General features: G+C 64.6%; 30 protein-coding genes and 1 tRNA gene. 14 read left to right on the forward strand and 17 right to left on the reverse strand.

What is annotated here, in order from left to right; all coding sequences use genetic code 11:
* Positions 1–4 precede the first annotated feature (4 nt).
* On the forward strand, positions 5–973 hold the full coding sequence (locus tag Q0949_RS00115; protein ID WP_299366814.1) for a threonine dehydratase: 969 nt from the start codon (positions 5–7) through the stop codon (positions 971–973).
* 242 nt (positions 974–1,215) lie between these two features.
* Here the strand turns inward: Q0949_RS00115 and Q0949_RS00120 are convergent, their stop codons facing one another.
* The 7 genes from Q0949_RS00120 to Q0949_RS00150 all read right to left on the reverse strand — a co-directional run bounded on the left by Q0949_RS00120 (position 1,216) and on the right by Q0949_RS00150 (position 7,781).
* Positions 1,216–1,680, reverse strand: a complete 465-nt coding sequence (locus Q0949_RS00120) for an Hsp20 family protein (protein WP_299366816.1) — start codon at positions 1,678–1,680, stop codon at positions 1,216–1,218.
* A 131-nt stretch (positions 1,681–1,811) separates the two neighbouring features.
* Positions 1,812–2,621 (reverse strand): trypsin-like serine protease, encoded by an 810-nt coding sequence (locus Q0949_RS00125; RefSeq protein ID WP_299366818.1) that lies wholly within the window; start codon positions 2,619–2,621, stop codon positions 1,812–1,814.
* Positions 2,618–3,400 carry a trypsin-like serine protease gene (locus tag Q0949_RS00130; protein WP_299366820.1) on the reverse strand — a complete coding sequence of 261 codons (783 nt, stop codon included), beginning with the start codon at positions 3,398–3,400 and terminating at the stop codon, positions 2,618–2,620. The genes Q0949_RS00125 and Q0949_RS00130 overlap by 4 nt, the downstream gene beginning before the upstream one ends.
* A gap of 88 nt (positions 3,401–3,488) precedes the next feature.
* A complete protein-coding gene (glcF, locus tag Q0949_RS00135; RefSeq protein WP_299366821.1) occupies positions 3,489–4,802 on the reverse strand; it encodes a glycolate oxidase subunit GlcF in 1,314 nt (437 codons plus the stop codon).
* Position 4,803: 1 nt separating this feature from the next.
* Positions 4,804–5,157 (reverse strand): hypothetical protein, encoded by a 354-nt coding sequence (locus tag Q0949_RS00140; RefSeq protein WP_299366823.1) that lies wholly within the window; start codon positions 5,155–5,157, stop codon positions 4,804–4,806.
* Positions 5,157–6,275 (reverse strand): glycolate oxidase subunit GlcE, encoded by a 1,119-nt coding sequence (gene glcE, locus Q0949_RS00145; protein ID WP_299366825.1) that lies wholly within the window; start codon positions 6,273–6,275, stop codon positions 5,157–5,159. Before glcE ends, Q0949_RS00140 begins: the two co-directional genes overlap by 1 nt.
* 57 nt (positions 6,276–6,332) lie before the next feature.
* Positions 6,333–7,781, reverse strand: coding sequence for an FAD-linked oxidase C-terminal domain-containing protein (locus tag Q0949_RS00150; protein WP_299366827.1), 1,449 nt, complete (start codon positions 7,779–7,781; stop codon positions 6,333–6,335).
* 85 nt (positions 7,782–7,866) lie between these two features.
* On the opposite strand from Q0949_RS00150, the gene Q0949_RS00155 reads away from it, so the two are divergent.
* Positions 7,867–8,565, forward strand: a complete 699-nt coding sequence (locus tag Q0949_RS00155; RefSeq protein ID WP_299366830.1) for a DUF599 domain-containing protein — start codon at positions 7,867–7,869, stop codon at positions 8,563–8,565.
* Positions 8,566–8,603: 38 nt separating this feature from the next.
* A complete protein-coding gene (locus Q0949_RS00160) occupies positions 8,604–8,954 on the forward strand; it encodes a hypothetical protein (protein ID WP_299369445.1) in 351 nt (116 codons plus the stop codon).
* 9 nt (positions 8,955–8,963) lie between these two features.
* Here Q0949_RS00160 and rlmH read toward each other — a convergent pair whose 3' ends face one another.
* The 3 genes from rlmH to Q0949_RS00175 all read right to left on the reverse strand — a co-directional run bounded on the left by rlmH (position 8,964) and on the right by Q0949_RS00175 (position 10,466).
* Positions 8,964–9,434: a 23S rRNA (pseudouridine(1915)-N(3))-methyltransferase RlmH gene (gene rlmH / locus Q0949_RS00165; protein ID WP_299366833.1), complete on the reverse strand. Its 471-nt coding sequence runs from the start codon at positions 9,432–9,434 to the stop codon at positions 8,964–8,966.
* 10 nt (positions 9,435–9,444) lie between these two features.
* Positions 9,445–9,804 carry a ribosome silencing factor gene (rsfS, locus tag Q0949_RS00170; RefSeq protein WP_299369447.1) on the reverse strand — a complete coding sequence of 120 codons (360 nt, stop codon included), beginning with the start codon at positions 9,802–9,804 and terminating at the stop codon, positions 9,445–9,447.
* Positions 9,805–9,950: 146 nt separating this feature from the next.
* On the reverse strand, positions 9,951–10,466 hold the full coding sequence (locus Q0949_RS00175; RefSeq protein ID WP_299366835.1) for a hypothetical protein: 516 nt from the start codon (positions 10,464–10,466) through the stop codon (positions 9,951–9,953).
* A 72-nt stretch (positions 10,467–10,538) separates the two neighbouring features.
* Here Q0949_RS00175 and Q0949_RS00180 point away from each other — a divergent pair, with 72 nt between their 5' ends.
* Positions 10,539–11,072: a hypothetical protein gene (locus Q0949_RS00180; RefSeq protein WP_299366837.1), complete on the forward strand. Its 534-nt coding sequence runs from the start codon at positions 10,539–10,541 to the stop codon at positions 11,070–11,072.
* Positions 11,069–11,290, forward strand: coding sequence for a helix-turn-helix transcriptional regulator (locus tag Q0949_RS00185; protein ID WP_366523954.1), 222 nt, complete (start codon positions 11,069–11,071; stop codon positions 11,288–11,290). The genes Q0949_RS00180 and Q0949_RS00185 overlap by 4 nt, the downstream gene beginning before the upstream one ends.
* 3 nt (positions 11,291–11,293) lie before the next feature.
* Here Q0949_RS00185 and Q0949_RS00190 read toward each other — a convergent pair whose 3' ends face one another.
* Both Q0949_RS00190 and Q0949_RS00195 read right to left on the reverse strand, forming a co-directional pair.
* Positions 11,294–11,959 carry an MBL fold metallo-hydrolase gene (locus tag Q0949_RS00190; protein WP_299366840.1) on the reverse strand — a complete coding sequence of 222 codons (666 nt, stop codon included), beginning with the start codon at positions 11,957–11,959 and terminating at the stop codon, positions 11,294–11,296.
* Positions 11,956–13,236 (reverse strand): mechanosensitive ion channel domain-containing protein, encoded by a 1,281-nt coding sequence (locus Q0949_RS00195; RefSeq protein WP_299369451.1) that lies wholly within the window; start codon positions 13,234–13,236, stop codon positions 11,956–11,958. The genes Q0949_RS00190 and Q0949_RS00195 overlap by 4 nt, the downstream gene beginning before the upstream one ends.
* A gap of 388 nt (positions 13,237–13,624) precedes the next feature.
* On the opposite strand from Q0949_RS00195, the gene leuC reads away from it, so the two are divergent.
* The 9 genes from leuC to Q0949_RS00240 all read left to right on the forward strand — a co-directional run bounded on the left by leuC (position 13,625) and on the right by Q0949_RS00240 (position 21,368).
* Positions 13,625–15,028, forward strand: coding sequence for a 3-isopropylmalate dehydratase large subunit (gene leuC / locus Q0949_RS00200; protein WP_299366843.1), 1,404 nt, complete (start codon positions 13,625–13,627; stop codon positions 15,026–15,028).
* A 90-nt stretch (positions 15,029–15,118) separates the two neighbouring features.
* Positions 15,119–15,739, forward strand: a complete 621-nt coding sequence (locus Q0949_RS00205; protein ID WP_299366845.1) for a cysteine hydrolase family protein — start codon at positions 15,119–15,121, stop codon at positions 15,737–15,739.
* 78 nt (positions 15,740–15,817) lie between these two features.
* Complete coding sequence (gene leuD, locus Q0949_RS00210) at positions 15,818–16,423, forward strand: 3-isopropylmalate dehydratase small subunit (RefSeq protein WP_299366848.1); 606 nt, start codon at positions 15,818–15,820, stop codon at positions 16,421–16,423.
* 293 nt (positions 16,424–16,716) lie between these two features.
* A complete protein-coding gene (locus Q0949_RS00215; protein WP_299366851.1) occupies positions 16,717–17,553 on the forward strand; it encodes a hypothetical protein in 837 nt (278 codons plus the stop codon).
* Positions 17,554–17,603: 50 nt separating this feature from the next.
* Positions 17,604–18,587, forward strand: a complete 984-nt coding sequence (locus Q0949_RS00220; RefSeq protein WP_366524001.1) for an endonuclease/exonuclease/phosphatase family protein — start codon at positions 17,604–17,606, stop codon at positions 18,585–18,587.
* Between the two features lie 32 nt (positions 18,588–18,619).
* Entirely contained in the window at positions 18,620–19,723 is a 1,104-nt protein-coding gene (gene leuB / locus Q0949_RS00225; RefSeq protein WP_299366854.1) for a 3-isopropylmalate dehydrogenase, read from the forward strand.
* Between the two features lie 120 nt (positions 19,724–19,843).
* Positions 19,844–20,206: a hypothetical protein gene (locus Q0949_RS00230; protein WP_299366856.1), complete on the forward strand. Its 363-nt coding sequence runs from the start codon at positions 19,844–19,846 to the stop codon at positions 20,204–20,206.
* A gap of 86 nt (positions 20,207–20,292) precedes the next feature.
* On the forward strand, positions 20,293–21,276 hold the full coding sequence (locus Q0949_RS00235; RefSeq protein WP_299366859.1) for a DMT family transporter: 984 nt from the start codon (positions 20,293–20,295) through the stop codon (positions 21,274–21,276).
* Between the two features lie 15 nt (positions 21,277–21,291).
* Positions 21,292–21,368, forward strand: a tRNA-Pro gene (locus tag Q0949_RS00240).
* A gap of 15 nt (positions 21,369–21,383) precedes the next feature.
* On the opposite strand, the gene Q0949_RS00245 is transcribed toward Q0949_RS00240, so the two are convergent.
* Genes Q0949_RS00245 through Q0949_RS00265 form a run of 5 tightly spaced genes read right to left on the reverse strand, consistent with a single transcriptional unit; the run spans position 21,384 to position 25,624 of the window.
* Positions 21,384–22,313: a 3-keto-5-aminohexanoate cleavage protein gene (locus tag Q0949_RS00245; protein ID WP_299366862.1), complete on the reverse strand. Its 930-nt coding sequence runs from the start codon at positions 22,311–22,313 to the stop codon at positions 21,384–21,386.
* 3 nt (positions 22,314–22,316) lie between these two features.
* Positions 22,317–23,333 carry a branched-chain amino acid ABC transporter permease gene (locus tag Q0949_RS00250; RefSeq protein WP_299366865.1) on the reverse strand — a complete coding sequence of 339 codons (1,017 nt, stop codon included), beginning with the start codon at positions 23,331–23,333 and terminating at the stop codon, positions 22,317–22,319.
* Positions 23,330–24,196, reverse strand: coding sequence for a branched-chain amino acid ABC transporter permease (locus Q0949_RS00255; protein ID WP_366523956.1), 867 nt, complete (start codon positions 24,194–24,196; stop codon positions 23,330–23,332). The genes Q0949_RS00250 and Q0949_RS00255 overlap by 4 nt, the downstream gene beginning before the upstream one ends.
* A complete protein-coding gene (locus Q0949_RS00260; RefSeq protein ID WP_299366867.1) occupies positions 24,193–24,903 on the reverse strand; it encodes an ABC transporter ATP-binding protein in 711 nt (236 codons plus the stop codon). Before Q0949_RS00260 ends, Q0949_RS00255 begins: the two co-directional genes overlap by 4 nt.
* Positions 24,896–25,624, reverse strand: a complete 729-nt coding sequence (locus Q0949_RS00265; protein WP_299366870.1) for an ATP-binding cassette domain-containing protein — start codon at positions 25,622–25,624, stop codon at positions 24,896–24,898. The genes Q0949_RS00260 and Q0949_RS00265 overlap by 8 nt, the downstream gene beginning before the upstream one ends.
* Position 25,625 lies beyond the last annotated feature (1 nt).

Consider the following 25,625-nt stretch of genomic DNA (forward strand, 5'->3'; position numbering starts at 1 on the left):
GGCCATGTTGAGCCTTGATGACCTCTCTGCCGCCGCCGATTTCGTGCACGCCCGCATGGCCCCCACACCACAGCATCACTGGCCGCTGCTGAGCGCGGCCGCAGGCGCGCAGGTGTGGGTGAAACACGAAAACCACACGCCCACCGGGGCCTTCAAGGTGCGGGGCACGCTGACCTTCATGGACTGGCTGACGCGGACGCATCCGGACGTGCCGGGCATCTGCACGGCGACGCGGGGCAATCACGGGCAGGGCCAGGCCTGGGCCGCGACCAATGCGGGGCTGACGGCCAAGGTTTACGTGCCACGCGGTAATTCGCTTGAAAAGAATGCGGCGATGCGCGCCTTTGGGGCCAAACTGATCGAACATGGCGACGATTTCGACACTGCGCGCGAAGAGGCGTTTCGCGTGGCCGAGGCCGAGGGGCTGTTCATTGTGCCGCCCTATCACCCCGAGCTGGTGCGCGGGGTCGCCACCTATGCCTATGAGCTGCTGAGCGCGCATCCCGATCTGGACACGGTCTATGTGCCCATCGGCTGCGGGTCGGGCATTTGCGGGACGATCATGGCGCGTGATGCGCTGGGCCTGTCCACGCAGGTGGTGGGCGTGGTGTCGGACCGGGCGCAGACGGCCAAGCTGTCGGTGGAGGCCGGGCGGCTGATTGAAACGAATTCCGCCGTGACCTTTGCCGACGGGATGGCGGTGCGGGTGCCGGTGCAGGCGGCGTTCGACATCTATTCCAAGGGGGCCGCGCGGATCATTGCGGTGACGGATGCCGAGGTGGCCGACGCGATCCGCCTGTATTTCACGGCGACGCACAATGTGGCCGAAGGGGCCGGGGCCGCGCCGCTGGCCGGGTTGATGCAGGAGCGTGACCGCATGGCCGGGCGCAAGGTGGCCGTGATCCTGTGCGGCGGCAATATCGACACCGGTTGGTTCAAGACGGTGTTGGACGGACATACGCCGCAGGTGTGACGACACAAAAATGGCCCGGCATGCGCATGTGGCATACCGGGCCGCCGCCGAGCAAGTCTTGGGCTTGCCGCGATCTGACCTGTGCCGTGCATCCCCGGAGGAGAAGCACGTCAGGGGGAGGTTACACAGTCAGACCGCTTTGGGGCAGAAATGCAAAGACCGGGATCCCCCAACCCTGCCTGAAACCTGTGGTTTCAACGGGTTGGGTGTTTGATCCTGTCTCAGGTCATTTGCATGTCGCCTTAGTTGACGGCTTTGGCGTCGACGACGTCGGTTTCAATCGCCTTTTGGCTGGCGATCTCGATCCGGCGGGGTTTCAGCGCCTCGGGCACTTCCTTGACCAGGTCGATATGCAGCATGCCGTCCACGTGGCTGGCACCGGTCACGACGACGTGGTCGGCCAGGTGGAACTTGCGCTCGAACGCGCGTGTGGCGATGCCGCGGTGCAGGTAGGTGCGGTCCGCGTCGTCGGATTTGCGGGCCGAGACGATCAGGCTCTTTTCCTTGACCTCAACGCCCAGGTCGGCGTCGGAGAACCCGGCCACGGCGATCGAGATGCGGTAGGCATCGTCGTCGATCTTTTCGATGTTGTAGGGTGGGTAGCTGTTGGCATTGGTCTCGGTTGCGGTGACCCGGTCCATCAGGTCGGCAATCTGGTCGAAACCAACGGTTGCGCGGTAAAGCGGTGCAAAATCATATGTACGCATTGTTATCCTCATCAGAGCGATTACAGGGCGGGCCTTCCGTCGTGGACAGACCCGCGGGTTGCTATGGCCGGACCCCGTATGGGCATCCGGTACGCATGATGTGGTGAGGATTTTTCGCGGTTCAAGACCCGTCAGGGTTTGACGAATTTTGCGCCGATATTGTTGCGCGATGTCCCGCCGCCGACCGTGATGCGGCGGACCTTGGCCGTGGGCGGGGCCACTTGCAGCCGCATCTGCGATTTCAGTTCGGCGACGCGGGCGGGCAGGACCATGCCGACGGAGCGTTTCTGTCCTTCCATGTCGAGCATGCCGGAGACGACGGACATGATGCGCCCGCGCCCGTTGAGGTGTGTAAAGACCGGGCTGCCGGAGGAGCCGAAGGTGACGTCGCAGTCAAAGAGCATGGTGTCGCCGTGCTGGCTGAGCATCTGGCATTCCTTTTGCCGCGACTGTGCGTCGGCGCGGCCCTTGCCGTAGCTGACGACGCTGACCGGGCCGGGGGTGATCCGGTCGTCGTGCACGTAGAAGGGCGGGACGTCGAAGGTCGAGATCGGTTCGGAGAGGCGGATCAGGGCCACGTCATTGCTGACGTTGACGGCGGACATCGGTTCGGTGGGGCGGAACCGGGCGTGGGCGGCGGCATCCGATGCCGTGCGTTCCGCCACGGCGGCCCCGTCGCGCAGGCCTGCGCGAAAGCGGATGCTGTCGGTGGGCCAGAGCACCGCGCTGCCCGGCTGGTAGAGGCAATGCGCCGCCGTCAGCACGAGGTCTGGTGCAATCAGCGTGCCCGAGCAGAACGCGCCACGGCCAAAGTCGATGCGCCCCACGGCCTTCCAGCTGGCGGCGGCATAGTCGGTGTCGAGCGTACGCAGCGCCGTGGTCTGCGCAGAGGCACAGGTCGCGGCGAGCAGCATCAGAAGGGAGGCGATCAGGGGTCTCATGGCTTTAGGAACTTTGCTCCGGTGTCGTTGCGGGTTCCGGCGGCGACACGGGGCGTGATGATCCCCTTTTGCGCGACCATTTCGGCCCGAAGCTGCGCAAGCGGCGTGCCGAGCGATGTGCCCAGCGACACGGCCTCGCCATCCACTTCGGCCTTGGCCGATACGACCGATACGATCTGGGGCGTGCCGTCCTTGACCACGAAGATGGGCGCGCCCGAGCTGCCGAAATCGACAGTGCAGGAGGTCACCAGCACACCGTCCTGTTGCGCCAGCACGCGGCACAGCTCTTGCAGCGATGGCGCTTCGGAACGGCCTTTGCCATAGCTCACCACGCCAACCTGCGCACCACGTTGCGGGCGGGCAGCGGTGTCAAAGGGCCGGATCTTGCCGTCGCGCACCGGGTGGTCAAGCTCAAGCAGCGCCAAATCATTGCGCACGCCGTCCGAGCTTAGGTGATCGGCCATCGCATAGTCGGGGTGCACCACCGCGCGGCGCACGGTGCGGTAGGCCAGCGCCCGGCCATCGCGCCACCCGGCCAGAAATTCGATGTCGGTATGGTCGATGCGCGCGCCGGTCTTTTGGTCAAAGAGGCAATGCGCGGCGGTCAGCACCATCTTGGGTGCGATCAGCGCGCCGGTGCAGAACCCGTTGCCGCCGATGTTCAGCCGGCCCACGGCCTCCCACGGGCGCGCGTCATCGCCCGTGCCCAGACGGCGCAAGCGCGCGTCCTGGGCAAAGGCGGTCGAGGTCACGACCAGAGCCATCAAGGAAAGTGCCATCCAACGGCGCATCAGCCACCTAAATACATGTGTCTCTATGCTGTTCGCTTAGGACGCAAAGGCGGCAGAATTAGGGCACGCGCAGAATTTAACGCAAAATGGGGATATCGCTGTGCGCCCGGTCCAACGCAGGTGGGCGTGGCCCGCCAGTGGCCCAATCCAGCAACTCGACCGTGTGCACGACCGGTACGCCTGCCGCCGACCCGATCTGCATCATGCAGCCGATATTGCCCGCGGCGATGATGTCTGGCGCCTTGGCCATCAGCGTGCGCACCTTGCGTTCCTTGAGTTGCGCCGAAATCTCGGGCTGCATCAGGTTGTAGGTGCCCGCCGATCCGCAGCACAGGTGGCTGTCGGCAGGTTCCACGACCGTGTAGCCCGCGCGCTTGAGCAGGTCCTTGGGATAGGTCTTGATCTGCTGGCCGTGTTGCAGCGAACAGGCGGCGTGATAGGCGATGGTCATGTCCTGCGATGCCTGCGCGGGCAGGTCGAGCTTCATCAGCACCTCGCTGATATCCATGGCGATGCCCGCCACCCGCGCGGCATCGGCAGCCAGCGGGTCATTGCGGAACATGTGGCCGTAATCCTTGACCGTGGTGCCGCAGCCGGACGTGTTGATCACGATGGCATCGAGGCCGTCGCCGTCCATTTCGCTGGCCCATGCGCGGATGTTGCGCGCCGCCGCGTCGTGGCTTTCGCCGGTCTTGCCCATGTGGTGGGTCAGCGCGCCGCAGCATCCCGCCCCCTTGGCCACCACAACCTCGCAACCCAGCCGCGTCAGCAGACGGATCGTGGCGTCGTTGATGTCGGTGTTCAGCGCCTTTTGCGCACAGCCCGTCATCAGCGCCACGCGCATCGTCCGGGGCGCTTTGGGCGCAAAGCTTTGCGGGTCGTCATTGCGCGACACCGGGGGGATGTGTTTCGGCGCCATTTCCAGCATGGCGCGCAGGCGGGCATCGGGCATCAGCCGGGCAAAGGGGCGGCCGAGTTTGGCCCCCAGCAGGGCCACGCGGAACCGCATCGGATAGGGCAGGATGCGCGCCAGCGTCCAGCGCAGCACCCGGTCCATCAAGGGCCGGTCGTACCGGTCCTCGATATAGGCGCGGGCGTGGTCGACAAGGTGCATGTAGTGCACGCCCGACGGGCAGGTTGTCATACAGGCCAGACAGGACAGGCAGCGGTCGATATGCTTGACCACCTTTTCATCCGGGTCGCGGTCATTCTCCAGCATGTCCTTGATCAGGTAGATGCGGCCCCTTGGGCTGTCGAGTTCGTCGCCCAGCACCTGATAGGTGGGGCAGGTGGCCGTGCAGAACCCGCAATGCACGCAATTGCGCAGGATCTCGTTGGACCGCGCGGTGTCCGGGTTGGTCAGCTGTTCGGGGGAAAAGGTCGTCTGCATGTCACTCCGCCATCATCTGTGCGGTGGCAAAGCCGAACCACGGCACGGTTGTGCCCATGGCACAGATTGCACGGCTCCAGCGCCGCATGGTTGGGGTTGGTTGCGCCGCGTACAGGGCGCGCGCCACGAGGACCATCACGAGGATCCAGGCAAGCCAGATCAGCAGGATGCTGAGGAACACCGGGGCCGGGGCCACGCCCAGCGACAGGCTTGCCTCGTTGCGCAGCGCCAGGCTGAGCACCACGAGCACCGAGGCCACCAGCGCCAGCGGCCAGCGGCGGCCGTCAAAGGCCACCAGCACAAGAAACAGCGCCGGGCCGATAACGAAGGCCATGGTGAACAGGATCAGCAGCATCAGGCGGCCATGAGCCCCGGATTGAGGATGCCGCGCGGGTCGAACCGGGCGCGGAGCGCGGTGCTGAGGGCGGCGACGCCGGGCGATTCGGGCTGAAACACCGGCACCGCGGCACGCAGCGTATCCGGCCCCTTGATCAGCGTGGCATGCCCGCCCATCGCGGCGACCGTGCCCTGCACCGTACCGTGGGTGGCGGCGGCGTCACCGCCCGACTGGCCGACCCAGATGAGCCCACCGCCCCAGTCCATCATCGTGTCGCACCCCTCGGGCAGGGTGGCGATCAGCGCGGGGCCATCGCCGGGTTTGACCGACACGCGCCAGACGGCTTCCGACCTGTGCAGCGGGCCTGCATCCCGCACGCGGGTCCAGTCGGCCTGTTCATCGCGCGTCACCTCGCCGTGGGCGCGCAGCAGGTCCTGCAAGGCCGTGGCCCGGTAGTCCACAGAGCGCGCAAACCCTTCGAGCCGCAGCCACACCGCCCCGTCGATCCACGCGGCCCCCGACACTTCGTAGGGCGATCCGAGCGCCGCACTCATCGCGGCGACGGCCTGTGCAGGGGTGCGCCCCGGAATCACAAGGGTGGTCACCGCCTCGACACTGGGCAGGACCTTGAGGCTGACCTCGGTCAACACGCCCAGGGTCCCCCAGGATCCGCACATCAGCTTGACGAGGTCATAGCCGGTCACGTTCTTCATCACCCGCCCGCCGTTCTTGACGATGTTGCCCGCCCCATCGACAAACCGCACCCCCAGCGCGAAATCGCGCGCGGCCCCGGCCTGGATACGGCGCGGACCGCTGGCATTGGTGGCGAGGATGCCGCCGATGGTCGTGGCCCCCGTGGTGCCCAAAAGCCCGGTCAGGTCATAGGGCTCAAAGGCCAACCGCTGGTTTTCCGCGGCCAGCGTTGCCTCGATCTCGGTCAGGGGGGTGCCGGCCTGCGCCACGATGGTCAACGCGCCGGGCTCATAGAGCGTCACGCCCGACAGGCCCGACACATCCAGCGTCTCGCCCGCGACCGGACGGCCCACGGCGCGCGTGCCACCGGCCCGCACAACAAGCGGGCCTTGCGCCGCGGCAACGGCCTCGGCCACTGCGTTTTCTGTCTTCACTGTGCTCATCTTCATCTTGCCCAATAAACTCCGGGGGTGAGGCCAAAGGCCGAGGGGGCTGGCCCCCTATTCCGCCGCCAACGGCACCGACCGGCGGGGTTCGGAGACCGCCAGCGGAAACACCTTTGCCGGGTTCAGCAGCCACTTGGCGTCGAACACGTCCTTGACGGCCATCTGCGCTTCCAGATCCGCGGGGGCGTATTGATGCGTCATCAGGTCCCGCTTTTCGATGCCCACACCGTGTTCGCCGGTCAGGCACCCGCCCACCTCGACACAGAGCTTCAGCACCTCGGCGCCAAACTCTTCGCAGATCTCCAGATCGCCGGGCTTGTTCGCGTCATAGCAGATCAGCGGGTGCATGTTGCCGTCGCCCGCGTGGAACACGTTGCCTACGGGCAGCCCGTATTTCTCGGACATTTCACCGATCCGGCGCAGCACAAATGGCAGTTCGGACACGGGGATCGTACCGTCGAGGCACATGTAGTCGCTGACCCGCCCGATGGCGGAGAACGCCGCCTTGCGCCCGGCCCAGATGCGCAGCGATTCCTCTGCCGACGCGCTTTCGCGCAAGGCCACCGGGTTGTGGCGTTTGGCAATTGCAGTGATCAGCGCCAGCTGGTCGTTGATCTCGGCCTCCGACCCCTCGACCTCGACGATCAGAAGGGCCTCGCACATCGGGTAATCGGCCTTGGCAAAGTCCTCACAGACCTCGATCAGCATCTTGTCCATGAACTCGATCGCAACGGGCAGCACGCCCGCCTTGATGATGTCGGCCACGCAAGCGCCTGCCACCTCGGCGCTGTCAAAGCCCATGAGCACGGGCCGCGCGCCCTCGGGCTTGTGCAGGATGCGCAAGGTGGCCTCGGTCACAACGCCCAGCTGCCCCTCGGATCCGCAGATCACACCCAGCAGGTCAAGACCACCCGCATCCAAATGCCCGCCGCCGATCTCGACCACGGTGCCGTCCATTTGCACCAGCGTCACGCCCATCAGGTTGTTGGTGGTCACGCCGTATTTCAGGCAATGCGCCCCGCCCGAATTCATCGCGATGTTGCCCGCGATGGCGCAGGCCAGTTGGCTCGACGGGTCGGGCGCGTAAAAGAACCCGTCCGATTCGACCGCGCCAGTCACACTCAGATTGGTGCGGCCCGTCTGCACGCGGATGATGCGGTTGTCATAGTCGGTGTCGAGCACATCGTTCATACGCGCCACGCCCAGGATCACACAATCGGCCGTAGGCAGCGCCCCGCCCGCCAGCGACGTGCCCGAGCCGCGCGGCACCACCGGCACGCCCTCTTCATGGCAGATGCGCAGCACGTCAGACACTTCCTCCGTGGTTGCGGGCAACACGGCAACCATGGGCGGACAGCGATAGGCCGTCAGTGCGTCGCATTCATAGGCGCGCGTTTCGGCGGGGTCGTCGATCACCGCATCGGCGGGCAACACGCCGCGCAGACGTTCGACCACGCGGGCCTTGCGCGCCAGTACGGCAGAATCAGGGACAGGCATTTCCATGGGGCACCTCCTCCGGGATTGGTAAAATAATATGACCAATTTCACCGGGATGCAATCTCAATTCCTGCGGTGTAAGAGCACACCCATGACATGGATTGACCGCCTCAGCTTTTTCACCCCACTCGACATGGCGGCGTTGGCCCTTGTGCTGCTGGGCTGGTGGCTGATCGGGTGGCGGATCGAACACCCGGCGGCCAAGCATCCGTCGACATCGCAGATCATGGCCGGGTTCCGCCGCGAGTGGATGCGCCAGATGATCACGCGCGAGCCGCGCATTTTCGATGCGCAGATCGTGGCCAGCCTGCGGCAGGGCACGGCGTTTTTCGCCTCCACCTCGGTGATCGCCATTGGCGGCGCGCTGGCGGTGATCGGCAATGCAGAGCGGGTGACGGGCATTGCCAATGATCTGACCCTGATGGACACGCCCGCCTTTGTCTGGGAGGTCAAACTGGTCATTCTGGCGCTGTTCCTGACCAACGCGTTTCTGAAATTCGTCTGGGCCAACCGGCTTTTTGGCTATGCTGCGGTGGTGATGGCCGCGGTTCCCAATGACATCAGCGACCCGGCCTGTTCCGTCCGCGCCGATCAGGCGGCAGAGATCAACATCACCGCCGCGCGGTCGTTCAACCGCGGCCTGCGGTCGGTCTATTTCGCGCTGACGATGGCGGCATGGCTGGCGGGACCGGTGCCCTTGATCGTGGCGACCGTGTTCACGCTGGCGGTGATCTGGCGGCGCGAGTTTGCCTCGCGGTCGCGCACCATCCTGCTGGGCACGGAGTCGTGATGGGACAGCGCGCAGGCGATCCGTCTATCCTTGCGCCCATGAAACGTCTGATCCCCCTGTTGCTGGCCGCCAGCCCCGCCTTTGCCGAAGAACCCGTGATCGAGAACGTGGTTGCCACGCGCACCGCGCCCGACACCTATCGCTTTGCCGTGACGATCCGGCACCCCGACACCGGGTGGGACCATTATGCCGATGGCTGGCGTGTGCTGGACATGGATGGAAACGAGCTGGGCCTGCGGGTGCTGTTCCATCCGCATGTGGATGAACAGCCCTTTACCCGCAGTCTGGACGGTGTTGTCGTGCCCAAGGGGGCCACGCAGGTGCAGGTACAGGCGCGCGATCTGCCTGAAGGCTGGAACGCGGGCACGGTGACTGTCGATTTGCGGTGATCTGCCGCGTCAGGCGCGGTGATAGGGGCTGCGCGCGAGGATGGACGCGGCGCGGTAGAGCTGTTCGCTGAGCATGACCCGCGCCAGCATATGCGGCCAGACCATCTTGCCAAAGGACAGGAGGTGGTCGGCCTCTGCCCGCAGGGCGGGGTCGATCCCGTCGGCACCCCCGATGACAAAGGCCACGTCGGAGCACCCGGTGTCGCGCCAGCCCGCCAGCCGTTTGGCAAAGGCGGGCGAGGGTTCGACGGTGCCGCGTTCATCGAGACAGCAGAGCACCGCCCCCTTGGGCAGGGCGCGGCGCAAGAGGTCACCTTCGGTGCGCATGCCGCCGCCCTTGCGGTCCTCGACCTCGACCACGGACAGCGGGCCGAGGCCCAGAGCCCGGCCCGTTCGGTCGAAACGGGTGGTGTAGTCGGAAATCAGGTCGGCCTCTGGACCGCCGCGCAGGCGGCCCACGGCGCAGATATGCACGCGCATCGGTGCAGGATCAGTTGGCGGCGGCGGCGCTGGGCTGCCACATCTTCTCCAGCTGATAGAACTCGCGCACTTCGGGGCGGAACACGTGGACGATGATGTCGCCCGTGTCGATCAGCACCCAATCGCCGGTGTCCTTGCCCTCGATCCGGGCGGTGCGGCCAAATTCGTCCTTGAGGCGCTGCACCAGCTTTTCCGAGATCGCGGCGACCTGACGCGACGAGCGGCCCGAGCAGATGACCATGTGGTCACCGATCTCGGTCTTGCCGCGCAGATCGATCTGCACCACGTCTTCGGCCTTGTCGTCGGAAAGGGATGAAAGAACAGCCGCAAGGAGCAAATCGCTTGTGGCCTGCGTTTTGGCGGTGGCCATCATGGCCGCCGCCCCATCAGCGGCGCGCACCGCTTCGGTAGAAATTGACAGGACATCGTCCTCCTTTTCATCGCGCCGTCCACCTTCCCCGGCGCTGGGATGCTCTAATGGTAGCAATGCGCGCATGACATTTCAATGAAACGGCGTCAGGAACATGGGGTCACATCCGTGAGCGCCTGCCCTTTCATCGCGTCCTGGACCGATGCGTCGCGGACCAGCGGCAGGAAGGGGCCGTCCGCATCAAGCCGGATGGCGACGGATATGCGGGCGTTGTCGGGCAGGGCAGGTGCGGTCAGGCAGGGGGCGAGATCCACGCTCAGGCTGCCGCTGGTGCCGTCGGGATCGGCATCCTTCCAGGTGCGGATCTCGGCTTGGAGGGCGCGCAGGTCGTCGTGGGCCCCGGGCGTGACTTGCAGGATGTCGCCGACCCGTTCGATGGGGAACTGGCCCGCGCGCGTCGTGCCGTCGCGCAGGGTCGCAGCAAGGTCCAACGTGCCCGCATCCGGCGGCAGCGACAGCCCTGCGGGCAGGTCGATACGCAGCGCAATCGCCGCCGGGTCCGCAAAGAGCGGGTCAACGCCGTTCAGCTGCATCAGGGTCGCGGGCACAAGGGTGCTGCATCCGGCCAGACAGATGGCGGAGGCGAGAACGATATCTTTCATAGACTTTATCCTTTCGAATCATTATTTATTGTGCTACGATAAAAATACAAAATGGAAAGGGGAAGAGAAAAAATGGAGATGACGCGGATTGCACGGCGCGCGCGCCTTCTGGCGGGGGTCACGGTGGCGATGATGATTGCCCTGCCCGTGGCGGCGGTGGCGGTGCTGGCGACGGGGGGCGTGGACAGCGAAACCCTGCGCGCGACCTATGGGATCAGGACCATGCCGGACGACATCGGCACGGGTCCTACCTTTGTCTGGCTGTGGGTGGAGACGCTGCGCATGGCGCTGGTCCTGTGGGTGCTGTGGTCCGTGCGGCGCTGGCTGGCGGCCTGCGCGCAGGGCGCGATCTTTGCCGCGGACACGGCGCGCCATGTGCAGCGGATCGGCAGCGGGCTGTTGGTTCTGGCGGCGGCGCATGTGATCGGCAACACCGTCATTGTCGCGGCGCTGACATGGCACAACCCGGCGGGGCAGCGGTCGCTGGCCATTGGCTTTGGCAGTGCGGAGGTGCTGTTGATCCTGGCCGCGGGGTTGATGACGCTGTTCGGCTGGATCCAGTCCGAGGCGGCGCGCCTGTCGGCCGAGAACGAGGGCTTTGTATGAGTGTGGATATCGTGGTGCGGCTGGACGTGATGATGGCCCGGCGCAAGATCAGGGGCCGGGAGCTGGCCGCGCAGATTGGAATCACCGAACAGAACCTGAGCCTGCTCAAGTCCGGCAAGGTCAAAGGCATAAGATTCGAGACGTTGGCGCGGCTGTGTGCGGCGCTGGACTGTCAGCCGGGTGACCTGCTGGAGGCGATGCCCGAAGGCACGGTGTGAGGGCTATGCCAGACCGGCTGCGAAACCGGTGAACACCTCGCCCGGCACGGCGGGCCCGTGGCCAAAGGCCACGCGGCGCGGGCCCAGAGCGGCCAGTTTGCGGATGCTGGCGCGGACGTGGTCCATGTCCCACGAGACGTGGGCATATGGCAGGTGCATCCCCGGACGGGTGGTCAACAGGTGCATGCCCAGCGCCGCATCGCCCGCGACCAACAGCCCGTCGGACGCCCGCCAGAACGAGATATGCCCCGCCGTGTGGCCGGGGGTTTCGATCACCTCGAACCCGCCCACGCTGTCGCCCTCCGCCAGAGCGCGCGCCACCGGGTGGCCGTCGCCCGCGAGAAAGCGTTGTTGCAGGCGCGCGGTCAGGGCGCGCGGGTTGGCAAAGGACCCGGTCACATCGCCGGTCTCGACCGCGTTGCGTTCGATGCCGTGGCACCACACCGGCAGGTTCAGCGCCCGCGCAATTGCCGCCGTCGCCCCCTGATGATCTACATGGGCGTGGGTCAGCGCGTGTGCGCCCACGGCCTTGCCCTGCAACGCCGCAAGGATCCGCCCGCGGGAAAAGAACATGCCCGCATCCACCAGCACATCGCCCAGCAGAAAGCAGTTTAGCGCCTGCCGGGGCATCACCGGGATCTGCCACGCGTTTTCGCCAATCTGGATCATGGGGTGTCCTCGCCCAGCATCCGCACCTCGCGCTGGGGGAAGGGGATGGAGATGTCGTTTGCCTTGAACGTGTCCCAGAGTGCGAGGAACACGTTGCCGCGGATATTGGTCAGCCCGCCGGTCGGGTCGCTGATCCAGAAGCGCAGGATATAATCCACCGAACTGTCACCAAAGCCCACGATGTGGCAGACGGGCGGGCGGCTGGATAGCACGCGTTCGACGCCTTTGGCGGCGTCGATCGCCAGTTTGCGGACCTGGTGCGGGTCGTCGTCATAGGCCGTGCCAAAGTGGATATCGAGCCGCACGAACTGGTCCGAGTGGGACCAGTTGACCACCTGGCTGGTGATCAGGTCCTCGTTCGGGATCAGGTATTCCTTGCCGTCACGGGTGACGACCGAGGCATAGCGCGCGCCCAGCGTCTGGATCCAGCCAAAGGTTTCGCCAAGGCTGATCACGTCGCCGGGCTTGATCGACTTGTCGAGCAGGATGATGACGCCGGAGACAAGGTTCGACACCACCTTTTGCAGACCAAAGCCCAGTCCCACGCCGATGGCGCCCGACAGCACAGCCAGCCCGGTCAGGTCGATGCCCAGCGACCGCACGCCAACATAGAAGGCGATGGCGTAGAACACGATCTGCACGACCTTGACGATCAGCACGCGCATGGAGGGCGAGATGTCTTCGTTCGACTGGATGCGCGACGAGGTGGTCGTGGTCACGAACCGCGCCAGCGCCAGCAGGACGCCGATGACGACGATCCCCTGCACGACGAGCAGCAGCGACAGGCGCATGTCGCCAATGCTGATCGCCGCCGCGTCGAGGATTTCGGCGGTCTGGTCGAGAATGCCCAGCACGTAGAGCGTGACATAGGCCCAAGCCCCCAGTCGCACCACACGGCGCAGGAACATCGACCGGATCAGCCGCGTGGCAAAGACAACCGCCAGCCACGCCATCGCCAGCGTTGCGATCAGGCTGAGGATATAGGACCGCGATGGCCACGTGATCTCGCGCATGACCAGCACGAGGCACCACAGCAGCGCCACGAAAAAGATGGCGCGCAGGCGTTGGTGCACGACGACCAGCACCCGCATCCGCCATTTCGGCCAGCCTTCGCGGGTGCCCATCCATGCGCGGATACGCGGCCCCAGCCACTGGCGCAGGCAATGCGCGGCCACCAGAACCGCGATGATCATCAGGACCTGATACCCGACCCAGGGGCGCAGCAACCCCTGCACAAAGGTCTGCGCCTCGAACAGCAGCGTCTGGCCCAGCGACATCACGATTTCCACCAGCGTCTCGCCGGTTTCGGCCTGGCCCGACACGGCCGCTTCGGCGGCGGAGTTCAGCGCCTCCGCGATGCCATTCGTGCCGGGTTGGGTCGTGTGACTGCTCATTGTGGATCCTTCTTGGAACCAGATTGCACGGCCCCGCGCCCGGGTTCAATGCAAGAAGCCCGCGTGGGCCGGGTTGGTTTGCTTGATTGGTCAGGGGAATCCCGCTAAAGCGCTGGCTATGACCCGTCTCTTTGACATGGATGACCGCGCGCGGTTGCGCGAACGCTTTTTCGGGGCGACGCACACGGTGCTCGCACGCCTATGAGCGGTGCGCGGAAACCGCGCACCCTACGCCGATCCATTCACATATTCCAAAAGGGAGAGGACCGACATGTCCCCCAAGACGCTCTATGACAAAATCTGGGATGCCCACGTAGCCCACGAGGCCGAGGACGGCACCTGCCTGCTCTATATCGACCGGCATCTTGTGCACGAAGTGACCAGCCCGCAGGCCTTTGAGGGGCTGCGCATGGCGGGTCGCGCGGTGCACGCGCCCGACAAGACCATCGCGGTGCCGGATCACAACGTGCCCACGACCGCAGGCCGCGAGGATCCCGCCAACATGACCGAGGACAGCGCCATTCAGGTCGCGGCCCTCGACAAGAACGCCAAGGATTTCGGCATCCACTATTACCCCGTGTCGGATGTCCGTCAGGGCATCGTGCACATTGTGGGCCCCGAACAGGGCTGGACCCTGCCCGGCATGACCGTCGTGTGCGGTGACAGCCACACGGCGACCCACGGCGCATTCGGCGCGCTGGCCCACGGCATCGGCACCTCCGAAGTGGAGCACGTGCTGGCCACGCAAACGCTGATCCAGAAGAAATCCAAGAACATGAAAGTCGAGATCACGGGCAAGCTGCGCCCCGGCGTCACGGCCAAGGACATCACCCTGTCGGTGATCGGCAAGACCGGGACGGCGGGCGGCACCGGCTATGTCATCGAGTATTGCGGCGAAGCGATCCGTGATCTGTCCATGGAAGGGCGCATGACCGTCTGCAACATGGCCATCGAAGGCGGCGCACGCGCTGGCCTGATCGCACCGGATGAAAAGACATTTGCCTATGTCCAAGGCCGCCCCCACGCGCCCAAGGGCGCGCAGTTCGAGGCGGCGATGGCGTGGTGGAAGACCCTCTATTCCGACGACGACGCCCATTGGGACGAGGTCATCACGATCAAGGGTGAAGACATCGCGCCGGTGGTCACATGGGGCACCTCGCCCGAGGATGTGCTGCCGATCACGGCCACTGTGCCCTCGGCTGACGACTTCGAAGGCGGCAAGGTCGGCGCGGCGCAACGCAGCCTCGACTACATGGGCCTGACACCCGGCACACCCTTGTCCGAGATCGAGATCGACACGGTGTTCATCGGCTCGTGCACCAATGGCCGGATCGAGGACCTGCGCGCCGCCGCAGAGATCCTGAAGGGCAAGAAGGTCAAGGTCAAACGCGCCATGGTCGTGCCCGGCTCGGGCCTCGTGCGCGCGCAGGCCGAGGAAGAAGGGCTGGCGGATATCTTCAAGGAGGCCGGTTTCGAATGGCGCCTTGCGGGCTGCTCCATGTGCCTTGCGATGAACCCCGACCAGTTGAGCGAGGGCGAGCGCTGCGCGTCGACATCGAACCGGAACTTCGAGGGGCGTCAGGGCTATAAAGGCCGCACGCACCTTGTGTCACCCGGCATGGCGGCTGCGGCTGCAATCACCGGTAAACTGACGGATGTACGGGAGCTGATGTGAGGTGGGCACATTGCCCATCCTGCAAATCGATCAACAGACGCGTAGGGTGGGCAATATTGCCCACCACACCGCACAGAGTGGGATAAAGACATGATTCGCCAATTCGGCCCCGAAACCGGCCTACTGCTTATCGACATCCAGAAGGGCGTGAACACATTTGAACACTGGGGCGGCCCCACCGGGCGTCGCAACAACCCGGATGCCGAACCGAATATGCAAAAGCTGCTCACGCAGTGGCGCGCGGCGGGCAACCCGGTATTCTGGACACGCCATGACAGCCGTGAGGACGCCTCGCCGCTCAAATTCTCGCTTCCCACGGGCGCGCAGATCGACGGGTTTGACCCCGCGCCGGACGAGGTGGTGATCGAAAAGGACGTAAACTCCGCCTTTGTCGGTACAGACATGGAACTGCGGATGCGCCAGCACGGTGTCAGCCGCCTGGTTGTCGCCGGGTTCTTCACAAATTTCTGTGTCGAGACTTCGGTGCGGATGTCCGGCAACATGGGATACGACACCTATCTGGTCCACGATGCCTGTGCCACGTGCAACCGCATCGGGCCGGACGGCACCGACTATGACCCGCAGCTGTTGCACGACGTCACGGTGTCGAACCTGCATGGCGAGTTCTGCACAGCCATAGACACGGACACGGCCCTGCGCATCGCGCAAGCCGATGCGCCCGATCTGAGCCGGGTGCAAGGCAATGAGTAGCCGGATCCACGCCACATCACACGCTAAAATCCAGGGTGGGCCTGCCCTGCGCTGCCACCTTTCGAAAGGTTAACGAACATGGACAAATTCGAAACACTCACCGGGATCGCGGCGCCTATGCCGCTGGTCAACATCGACACCGATATGATCATCCCGAAACAGTTCCTGAAAACGATCAAGCGCTCGGGACTCGGGGCGAACCTCTTTGACGAGATGCGCTTTGACCGGCAGGGCAACGAAGTCCCCGATTTCGTGCTGAACCAGGATGCCTATCGCAATGCGGAGATCCTCGTGGCCGGCGACAATTTCGGCTGCGGTTCCAGCCGCGAGCACGCGCCCTGGGCGATCAAGGATTTCGGTATCCGCTGCGTGATCTCCACCAGCTTTGCCGACATCTTCTACAACAACTGTTTCAAGAACGGCATTCTGCCCATCGCCCTGCCCAAAGAGGCCGTGGACGTGCTGATGAAGGACGCCGAAAAGGGCTCCAATGCGCGGATGACCATCGACCTTGAGACGCAGACCGTGACCAGCTCGGACGGGGAGGTGTTTGCCTTCGAGGTCGACAGCTTCAAGAAGCATTGCCTGATCGAAGGTCTGGACGATATCGGCCTGACCATGGCCAAGGCCGACAGCATCAAGAGCTTTGAGGAACAGGCCGCACAGGCACGGCCCTGGGTCTGATCGAAAAACAGGCACGGTGCAGAGGAAATCGGCACCGTGCTATGCGCCTGTCAGGGCCCGCACACAAGATGTTGGGCCCTGACAAAATCCCGCCTTACAAATGATGCACAAAGGCACCACACCCTCCCTCAAAATGCCCCAGGTCTTACGTTTGATTAACCAACAGACTTGAGACGACCGGGCAATCTGGGCAACAATGTGTCCTAAATGAGGCACCCGCCTGACCCGGTGGGATCAAGTTGGAACAAGTCGCGGCAACGTATCGTGGCTGGCCAGTTTGAAGGGATCGAGACGTGATAGCACGACTGTCAGGCGCAGCGATGCGCGGATTTTTGGTGGCATTGATGATTGCCACGCCTGCACTCGTGGTGCCGGGTGTGTCGATTGATTCATCGCAAGCCACTGTTCTTGTTGCCCTTTTGGCGGCATTCCTGACCTTTGTGGAATACAATTCCAGCAGCCCCAGCATTGTCGAGTTTCGCGATGCGGGCCCGTTCAACCGCCTGCGGTTCGTGGCGCTGTTCCTGACCGTCTTTCTGCTCAGCGTGATCTGCCGGGGCAAGACGGACCCCACCCTGTTGACCGGCGCGCTGAGTTCGATCGGGACGATCATCGGCAACAGCATCGATTTCCCATTCTCGCCCGTGCGGCTGGTGGTGCTGATGCTGCCGGCGGATGCGGATGCAGAGATCGTGCAGTCGGTGCGTACCGCGGCGGGCCTGTCCTACCTGATCTCGCTGACGGCGATGGCGGTGTTCCTGTTTCTGGTGCGGGTGCTGGGCTGGCCGTCGCGGAACGGGTCGTTCAATGTCTGGGTAAACCTGCCGCTTTTTGATCCGACGGCGGGGGGCGATGTTCTCTACCGTCTGAACCGCGATGCGCGGATCAACATTGCGCTCGGCTTTCTGTTGCCGTTCCTGATCCCTGCGGTGGTCAAGATGGCGGCGGACCTGCTAAACCCGATTACGCTTGAGAACCCGCAAACCCTGATCTGGACAATGAGCGCATGGGCCTTCCTTCCTGCCAGCATGATCATGCGCGGTATCGCGATGCAGCGGATCGCAGAGATGATCCGCGACCAGCGCAAGCGCGCCTATGCCAGCGCAGAGGGCGATTTGCAGATCGCCTGATCGCCGCATGGCTGCTGTGTGTCGCGGCCTGCGTCGCACAGGCGGACACGCTGCGGGTCGCCACCTTCAACACCGAGTTGCAGCGCAAGGGGCCGGGTCTTCTCTTGCGGGACATTGCGCGCGGGGAGGATCCGCAGCTGGCCGCGGTGCTCAGGATCATCCGGGACGCGGATGCGGATGTGTTGGCCTTGCAGGGCATCGACTATGACCTGACGCAAGAGGCGGTGGCACGGCTGGCCGAGGCGGCGGGCTATCCCGAGTATTTTTCCCTGCGGCCCAACACAGGCCTGCCCACGGGGTTGGACATGGATGGCGATGGCCGTCTGGGCGGGCCGCGCGACGCGCAGGGTTACGGCCGGTTTTCGGGTCAGGGGGGCATGGCGATCCTGTCGCGCTGGCCCATAGACCGGGACGGTGTGCAGGACCTTTCGGCGATCCTGTGGCGGGACATTCCGGATGCGACCCTGCCAGAGGTCAATGGCGCACCCTTTCCCAGTGACGCGGCGCTGGCGGCACAGCGTCTGTCCACAACCGGGCACTGGATCGTGCCCATCGATGCGCCGGGCGGGCGGTTTGACCTGATGACGTTTCACGCCTCGCCGCCCGTGTTCGATGGGCCCGAAGACCGCAACGGCAAGCGCAACCACGACGAGATCCGCCTGTGGGCGCAGGTGCTGGACGGGCAGGTCGGCGTGGCGCCCACGGGGCCGTTCGTGATTGCGGGTGACGCGAACCTCGACCCGGTGGACGGCGCGGGCCGCAAATCCGCGATCCGCGACCTGCTGGCGCTGGACATGATTTGGGACGTGTCCCCGCGGGGACACGAGGGCACGGACACGGTGGATTGGGACGATCCGGTGCCCGGCAATCTGCGCGTGGACTATGTCTTGCCCTCGCGGCACTGGACCGTGACCGGGAGCGGCGTGCTGTGGCCCGGCCCGGAGGACCCGCTGGCGGACGCGGCGGCCACAGCCAGCCGTCACAAGCTGGTTTGGGTGGACCTCACCCTTGACCAATCCCCCGGCGGTGGATAGGCGAAACCCCAAGCAATCAAAGGAGTTTCGCCATGTCCAATCCGTCGATCCTGATCCTGCCCGGCGATGGTATCGGTCCCGAAGTCATGGACCAGGTCATCCGCGTGATCGACTGGTACGGCGCCAAGCGTGACCTTGCGTTTGACGTGTCGACGGATCTGGTGGGCGGTGCCGCCTATGACGCGCATGGTGTGCCGCTGCACGACGACACGATGGCGCGCGCGCAAGAGGTGGACGCGGTTCTGCTGGGCGCCGTTGGCGGCCCGGCCTATGACGATCTGGATTTCTCGGTCAAGCCCGAGCGCGGCCTGTTGCGCCTGCGCAAGGAAATGGATCTGTTCTCCAACCTGCGCCCGGCACAATGTTTTGACGCGCTGGCGGATTTCTCGTCGCTGAAAAAGGACATCGTTGCGGGCCTCGACATCATGATCGTGCGCGAGCTGACCTCGGGTGTCTATTTCGGCGAGCCGCGCGGCATCTTCGAAGAAGGCAATGAGCGCGTCGGCATCAACACCCAGCGCTACACCGAATCCGAGATCGAACGCGCCGCGCGATCGGCATTCGAACTGGCGATGCGCCGCAACAAGAAGGTCTGCTCGATGGAGAAGGCCAACGTGATGGAATCGGGTATCCTGTGGCGCGAGGTCGTCACGCGCGTCGGCGCCGACTACCCCGAGGTGGAGTTGAGCCACATGTATGCCGACAACGGCGCGATGCAGCTGGTTCGCGCGCCCAAGCAGTTTGACGTGATCGTCACGGACAACCTCTTTGGTGACATCCTGTCCGACTGTGCCGCGATGCTGACCGGGTCGCTGGGCATGTTGCCGTCTGCGAGCCTTGGCGCGCCGATGGCCAATGGCCGGCCCAAGGCGATGTACGAGCCCGTGCACGGATCCGCCCCCGACATCGCGGGCCAGGGCAAGGCGAACCCGATTGCCTGCATGCTCAGCTTTGCGATGGCGCTGCGCTATTCCTTTGATCAGGGCGACGAGGCCGCGCGGCTGGAAACAGCGATCGAGAAGGTGCTGGCCGATGGTGCGCGCACCGCGGACCTGATGGGCCCCGAGGGCGGCACACCCCTGTCCACGTCCGAGATGGGCGACGCGATCCTGGCTGCGCTGGACGCCAGCGTCTGACAGTCGCGGGCGCGCGTTAACCACGATGCGCGCCCTTTATAAGAGGTGGTATTCCTGACTTGGGATGGAACGGCGTGGTCACCACGTTTGATCCATATTCAACGTATCAAAGGAATTTCCATGTCTCTTTTTTCTCTGCGTGCCGCTTTGTGCGGTCTTGTTCTTGGCGGTGTTGCCGCTTGCGACCTCGCCTATCCCGTGACCGTCATCGGCGAAAACGGAATGACGTTCCGGGGGTCCGCCACAGACACGTTCCTGCACGGTGGCAGTTTTCACGCGACCAATGGCACTGCTGTCTGCTCCGGCACCTATGACAAGTTTGCCGACATCAGCTCCGTCAGTTTCCCGGTGGTGTGCAACAACGGCCTGCGCGGAGTCGGTACGGCGGTGTTCCAGTCGGCGAGTACCGGTTCCGGTTTCGTCACAATGAGTGACGGCAGCCGCTGGCAGTTCATTTTTGGGCAAGGTGCCTTGGCTATATGACTATTTGACCGTGACAAGGCGCGGGTCGGTGGACATTCCGGCCCGCGTGCTGTTGAACCTTGAAAAACCCTATCAAAGCGTACGCCATGTCATCCAACGTCAAAGGGGCCCTGCTGGCCCTGATCGCCTTTGGGATCTTTTCCACGCACGATGTGTTCATCAAGACGCTGGGTGCGAGCTATTCCCCGATCCAGATCGTGTTCTTCAGCGTCTTGCTCAGCTTTCCGCTGGCGACGATCATGCTGATGCGGGACGCCAAGCCGGGTACGCTGTTGCCGGTGCATCCGTGGTGGATGGCGGTGCGGACGGTGGGCGCGGTGATTACGGGCGTGTCGGCGTTCTATGCGTTTTCGAACCTGCCGTTGACGCAGACCTATGCGATCCTGTTTGCCACGCCCCTGCTGATCACGGTGCTGTCGATCCCCGTTCTGGGGGAAAAGGTGCGGCTGCCGCGCTGGTTGGCGGTGATGGTCGGGCTGGCCGGGGTCATGGTGGTGTTGCGGCCCGGTGCGACGGACCTGACATTGGGGCATGCGGCGGCGATTCTGGCGGCTTTTGCCGGGGCGTTTGCGTCGATTGTCGTGCGCAAGATCGGGGCCGAGGAGCGCACGGTTGTGCTGTTGCTCTATCCGATGGTGGCGAATTTCATCGTCATGGGGGTGGCGCTGATCTTTGTCTATGAGCCGATGCCGGGGGAACACTTGGCCATGCTGGCCATCATCTCGGTCATGGCGTGGGTTGCGGGACGGTTCATCATCGCGGCGTACCAGACGGGTGAGGCGGCCATCGTGGCGCCGATGCAGTATTCGCAGATCCTGTGGGCCACGGCCTATGGGCTGATCTTTTTTGACGAGACGCCGGATCTGTTCACCGGTGTGGGGGCGGCGATCATCATCGGGTCGGGCCTGTTCATCGTGTTCCGCGAAAGCACGCCGGGCAATTCGGAGAACACGCCCGTGCTCCGCACCCGGACGCGGATCGGGACACCCGGCACCTTTCGTGTCAGCAGCCTGATGACCAGCGGGCGGCACCGCGACAAGGCACTTGCCAAAGACCGTGTGCCGGAGTAATCCGCCCGGCACGGTCGGAGTGTAGCTCAGCCTGGTAGAGCACTGTCTTCGGGAGGCAGGGGCCGGAGGTTCGAATCCTCTCACTCCGACCAATTTCCCAACCGCGATCAGAACGCCACGCGATCCCCGCCCTTGAGCGCGAGGATTTCGCGGGCTTCGTCGGGGGTGGCGACTTCGTTGCCCAGATCCTCGACGATGCGGCGGATCTTGGCCACCTGTTCGGCGTTCGACACGGCCAGTTGGCCACGGTTTATGAACAGGCTGTCCTCGAGGCCCACGCGCACATTGCCGCCCATCTGGCTGGCCGTGGTGGCCAGCGGCATCTGCGCGCCGCCCGCGCCCAGAACGGACCAGCGATAATCGTCGCCAAAGAGCCGGTCGGCGGTGCGTTTCATAAAGATCAGGTTGTCGATCTCGGGGCCGATCCCGCCAAGGATGCCAAAGATGAACTGGATGAACACCGGTGCCTTGAACAGACCCTGCGCCATGCAGAATTTCAGGTTATAGAGGTGGCCCACGTCATAGCATTCGTGCTCGAACTTGATGTCATGGGGGGCCAGCGTCTCGGCGGCCTCGCGGATGTCGGCAAAGGTGTTGCGGAAGATGTTCGCCTCTGACCCTTCGACATAGTCCTTTTCCCAGTCGTATTTCCAATCGTCATAGCGCCCGGCCAGCGGGTGAAAGGCAAAGTTCATGGAGCCCATGTTGAGGCTGCACATTTCCGGACTGAAGCGGGTTGCGGCCTCGATCCGTTCGCGGATCCGCATCGTGGGCGCGCCGCCGGTGGTGATGTTGACCACCGCATTGGTCGACTGTTTCACGCGCGACAGGATCGGCGCGTAGTGGTCGGGCGTGACCGAAGGGCGGAAGTCGTCGGGGTCGCGGGTGTGCAGGTGCAGGATGGAGGCCCCAGCCTCGGCGGCGGCGATGGCCTGTTCGGCGATGTCGTTCTGCGTGATCGGCAGGTGATCGGACATGGTCGGCGTGTGGATCGACCCCGTGACCGCACATGTGATGATGGTTTTGTTCTTGGCCATGGATCAGTTGCCTTTGTTCTGTGTGTTGACGCGGTAGCTGAGCGGGAAGAGTTCCAGGTCGTAACGGTCGCGCACAAGGCCCCAGACGCCCTTGGGGGCCTTGAGCATGATGACGATCGCTACGGCGCCCAGAACCATGAGATAGATTGTGCCGAAATCCGCAAGGGTTTCGCGCAGCAGGAAAAAGAGGAGCGTGCCGATGATCGGCCCTTCCAGCGTTCCGATGCCGCCGATGACGACGATGAAGATCACGAAGGCCGTCCAGTCGTTGACGGAAAACGCGGCATCAGGCGAGATCCGCAGCTTTTGCAGAAAGAGCAGCCCGCCGATGACTGCGGTGAAGGCGGAGGTGACCACGTAGACCTCGAGTTTGGTGCGCCAGATGTCGATACCGAGGCCTGCGGCGGCAGTTTCACTGTCGCGGATGGCAGTCAGGGCAAGGCCCCGGCGTGAGCGCAGAAAGAGGTAGACACAGGCCATCACCGTGACCGCCGCCCCCAGCGCTAGCCAGTAGCTGAGCGCCTCGCGGGCCGACCGGCCATCGGCGAGCGATTTGACGATGCCCACGGGCAGGGATGTGCCGGACCCGCCCCCCAGCGCCGAGATCTGGGCGAAAGTCAGGCGGAACACCTCGGCCACGACCCATGTGCCGATGGCGAAATAGGCCCCCTTGAGCCGAAATATCAGCGCCGCGACCGGCACCGACAGCGCGGCCGCCAGCACCCCGGCCAGCAGGATCGCCGCAATCGGGTGCAGCCCGCCAAAGATCGTGAGGGCAAAGAGCATGTAGCCGCCAAAGCCCACAAAGGCCTGCTGGCCCACGGACACGAGGCCCGCATAGCCCGCCATCAGGTTCCACAGGCAGGCCAGCGACAGGTAGAGAAAGATCTCGCCCATCAGGCGCAGGTCGGCGCGGCCCGCCCACCACGGGGCGAGGGCCAGGACGATCAGAGCAAGGGCCGCGATGATCATCGCGATGCGGCTGGCGCGGGTGGCGCGGGTGACGGTTGCGGTGCTCAATGCTCTACCCTCGGGAACAGGCCGTTTGGACGCACGGCGAGAACGATCAGAAAGGCGACGTGTCCGGCCAGCACCTGCCAGCCGGGATCGATCTTGGCGCCCACGGTCTGGGCCACGCCAAGGATGACGCCGCCCGCCAGAGTGCCCCAGATGTTGCCCAGCCCGCCGATGATCACCGCCTCGAAGCCAAAGATCAGCCGCCCGCCGCCGATGGCGGGATCAAAGCTGGTGCGGACGCCCAGAAGAATCCCCGCGATGGCGGTCACGGCAAGGGCCAGCGCCATGGCGAGGCCAAAGACATGCGCCTTGTTCAGGCCCATCAGCTGGGCGATGTCCTGATTGTCGGACACCGCGCGGAATCCGCGCCCGAGGGCGGTCGCATAGAACACCCATTGCAGCGTCGCGATGACCGCGATGGCCATGGCAAAGGTCAGGAGCGGCAGCACCCCGATGGTCAGCCCGCCCGCCGACAGGCTTGCCGTTTCGATGGCACCTGCGTTCAGTTTCTGCGGATCGGCGGTATACCCTTCAAGCAGGGCGTTTTGCAGGATCACTGACAGCCCGAACGTCACAAGGAGCGGCGGCAGGATATCCGGGCCCAGGGTCTGGTTCAAAAGGCCCCGTTGCAGGATATACCCGATCCCGGCCATCGCGGGCATCACGATCAGCAGGGCGACAAACGGGTGGATGCCCAGCATCACGGTGGTGGACAGGCCCAGATAGGCGGCGAGGATGATCAGGTCGCCATGGGCGATATTGACCAGCCGCATGACCCCGAAGATCAGCGACAGCCCGGCGGCAAAGAGCGCATAAAGCCCGCCCAGCAAAACGCCCTGGACGACGGCGTTGACCCATTCGATCATGGTGCGACTCCGAAATATGCGGCGGTGATCTGGTCGCGGGTGATGTCCTCGACCCGACCGGTCAGCGACACGCGCCCCTCTTGCAGGCAATAGACGCGGGACGACACGGCCAGCGCCTTGGTGATGTCCTGTTCGACGATCATCGCGGTCATGCCGTCGCCCACGATGCCCGGCAGGGCGTCATAGATGGATTTGATGATCACCGGCGCGAGGCCGAGGCTGATTTCGTCAAAAAGGATCAGGTCGGGATTCGACATCAGCGCCCGCCCGATGGCGACCATCTGTTGCTGGCCTCCCGACAGGGAGGTCGACGGCTGGGCGCGCCGTTCGGCGAGCACCGGAAAGAGGTCATAGACCGCGTCCAGCCCCCATGGCCCGGCCCGTCCGACCGTGCCGCCGAGTTTCAGGTTCTCCTCGACCGAGAGGGAGGGAAAGAGCTGTCGGCCCTCGGGCACCAGCGCGATACCGGCATAGGCGACCTGATCGGCGCGCAGCGCGCCGATGGGCTGGCCCTTGAACCGGACCTGTGCCGCGCCATTGCCCAAAAGGCCCGAGATCGACCGCATCAGCGTCGTCTTGCCCGCGCCATTGGCGCCGATGATCGCGATCACCTCGCCGGCGTGGACATCCATGTCGATGCCATAGAGCGCCTGGAAATCCCCGTAATGGGCGTCGAGCCCGGACAGGGTCAGAACCGGATCAGACATCGGGATCGACCCCCAGGTAGATTTCCTTGACTTGCGCGCTGTCCATGATGGTCTTGGGCGGGCCTTCGGCGATCTTTTTGCCAAAGTCGATGACGATCAGCCGTTCGACCACGGCAAGCAGGGCGTGCACCACATGTTCGATCCAGATGATCGTGGTGCCACCCGCGTGCACGCGTTGAATGGTTTCGATCAGGGCGGTGCATTCCGCCTCGGTCAGGCCGCCCGCGATTTCGTCGAGCAGCAGCAGCCGGGGACGCGCGGCGAGGGCGCGCGCCATCTCGAGCCGCTTGCGTTCCAGCAGGGTCAGCGTTCCGGCACGGACATTGGCCTTGAGCAGAAGGCCGGTGTCGTCCAGCACCGACAGCACGTGGGCCTCGGCCTCGGCGCCGCGCAGGCCCGCGCCTTCCATCGCGCCGACCAGTGCGTTTTCGAATACGGTCATGCCGCCAAAGGGCTGCGGCACCTGAAAGGATCGCGCGATGCCCATCTTGCAGCGTTGCGCGGCCCCGGTGGCCGAGATGTCCTGCCCCCCGAAGGTGATGGTGCCCGCATCCGGGGGCAGCGCCCCGGTGATGAGGTTGAAGAGGGATGTCTTGCCCGCCCCGTTGGGCCCGAGGATGCCGACGGCTTCGCCTTCGGCCACCTCAAAGCTGGTGCCATCGGCCACCACAACAGCCCCGAAGGACTTGTGCAGACCGGAGATGGACAACAGGGCGGGCATG

This window comes from uncultured Tateyamaria sp., assembly GCF_947487805.1.
Classification (GTDB): Bacteria; Pseudomonadota; Alphaproteobacteria; order Rhodobacterales; family Rhodobacteraceae; genus Tateyamaria.

Excerpts from the sequence above, each read along its gene's own strand:
- Q0949_RS00115 (WP_299366814.1), top strand. The coding sequence starts at position 5 with ATGTTGAGCCTTGATGACCTCTCTGCCGCCGCCGATTTCGTGCACGCC.
- Q0949_RS00120 (WP_299366816.1), bottom strand. The coding sequence starts at position 1,680 with ATGCGTACATATGATTTTGCACCGCTTTACCGCGCAACCGTTGGTTTC.
- Q0949_RS00125 (WP_299366818.1), bottom strand. The coding sequence starts at position 2,621 with ATGAGACCCCTGATCGCCTCCCTTCTGATGCTGCTCGCCGCGACCTGT.
- Q0949_RS00130 (WP_299366820.1), bottom strand. The coding sequence starts at position 3,400 with ATGGCACTTTCCTTGATGGCTCTGGTCGTGACCTCGACCGCCTTTGCC.
- glcF (WP_299366821.1), bottom strand. The coding sequence starts at position 4,802 with ATGCAGACGACCTTTTCCCCCGAACAGCTGACCAACCCGGACACCGCG.
- Q0949_RS00140 (WP_299366823.1), bottom strand. The coding sequence starts at position 5,157 with ATGCTGCTGATCCTGTTCACCATGGCCTTCGTTATCGGCCCGGCGCTG.
- glcE (WP_299366825.1), bottom strand. The coding sequence starts at position 6,275 with ATGAGCACAGTGAAGACAGAAAACGCAGTGGCCGAGGCCGTTGCCGCG.
- Q0949_RS00150 (WP_299366827.1), bottom strand. The coding sequence starts at position 7,781 with ATGGAAATGCCTGTCCCTGATTCTGCCGTACTGGCGCGCAAGGCCCGC.
- Q0949_RS00155 (WP_299366830.1), top strand. The coding sequence starts at position 7,867 with ATGACATGGATTGACCGCCTCAGCTTTTTCACCCCACTCGACATGGCG.
- Q0949_RS00160 (WP_299369445.1), top strand. The coding sequence starts at position 8,604 with ATGAAACGTCTGATCCCCCTGTTGCTGGCCGCCAGCCCCGCCTTTGCC.
- rlmH (WP_299366833.1), bottom strand. The coding sequence starts at position 9,434 with ATGCGCGTGCATATCTGCGCCGTGGGCCGCCTGCGCGGCGGTCCAGAG.
- rsfS (WP_299369447.1), bottom strand. The coding sequence starts at position 9,804 with ATGGCCACCGCCAAAACGCAGGCCACAAGCGATTTGCTCCTTGCGGCT.
- Q0949_RS00175 (WP_299366835.1), bottom strand. The coding sequence starts at position 10,466 with ATGAAAGATATCGTTCTCGCCTCCGCCATCTGTCTGGCCGGATGCAGC.
- Q0949_RS00180 (WP_299366837.1), top strand. The coding sequence starts at position 10,539 with ATGGAGATGACGCGGATTGCACGGCGCGCGCGCCTTCTGGCGGGGGTC.
- Q0949_RS00185 (WP_366523954.1), top strand. The coding sequence starts at position 11,069 with ATGAGTGTGGATATCGTGGTGCGGCTGGACGTGATGATGGCCCGGCGC.
- Q0949_RS00190 (WP_299366840.1), bottom strand. The coding sequence starts at position 11,959 with ATGATCCAGATTGGCGAAAACGCGTGGCAGATCCCGGTGATGCCCCGG.
- Q0949_RS00195 (WP_299369451.1), bottom strand. The coding sequence starts at position 13,236 with ATGTCGCTGGGCCAGACGCTGCTGTTCGAGGCGCAGACCTTTGTGCAG.
- leuC (WP_299366843.1), top strand. The coding sequence starts at position 13,625 with ATGTCCCCCAAGACGCTCTATGACAAAATCTGGGATGCCCACGTAGCC.
- Q0949_RS00205 (WP_299366845.1), top strand. The coding sequence starts at position 15,119 with ATGATTCGCCAATTCGGCCCCGAAACCGGCCTACTGCTTATCGACATC.
- leuD (WP_299366848.1), top strand. The coding sequence starts at position 15,818 with ATGGACAAATTCGAAACACTCACCGGGATCGCGGCGCCTATGCCGCTG.
- leuB (WP_299366854.1), top strand. The coding sequence starts at position 18,620 with ATGTCCAATCCGTCGATCCTGATCCTGCCCGGCGATGGTATCGGTCCC.
- Q0949_RS00230 (WP_299366856.1), top strand. The coding sequence starts at position 19,844 with ATGTCTCTTTTTTCTCTGCGTGCCGCTTTGTGCGGTCTTGTTCTTGGC.
- Q0949_RS00235 (WP_299366859.1), top strand. The coding sequence starts at position 20,293 with ATGTCATCCAACGTCAAAGGGGCCCTGCTGGCCCTGATCGCCTTTGGG.
- Q0949_RS00245 (WP_299366862.1), bottom strand. The coding sequence starts at position 22,313 with ATGGCCAAGAACAAAACCATCATCACATGTGCGGTCACGGGGTCGATC.
- Q0949_RS00255 (WP_366523956.1), bottom strand. The coding sequence starts at position 24,196 with ATGATCGAATGGGTCAACGCCGTCGTCCAGGGCGTTTTGCTGGGCGGG.
- Q0949_RS00260 (WP_299366867.1), bottom strand. The coding sequence starts at position 24,903 with ATGTCTGATCCGGTTCTGACCCTGTCCGGGCTCGACGCCCATTACGGG.
- Q0949_RS00265 (WP_299366870.1), bottom strand. The coding sequence starts at position 25,624 with ATGCCCGCCCTGTTGTCCATCTCCGGTCTGCACAAGTCCTTCGGGGCT.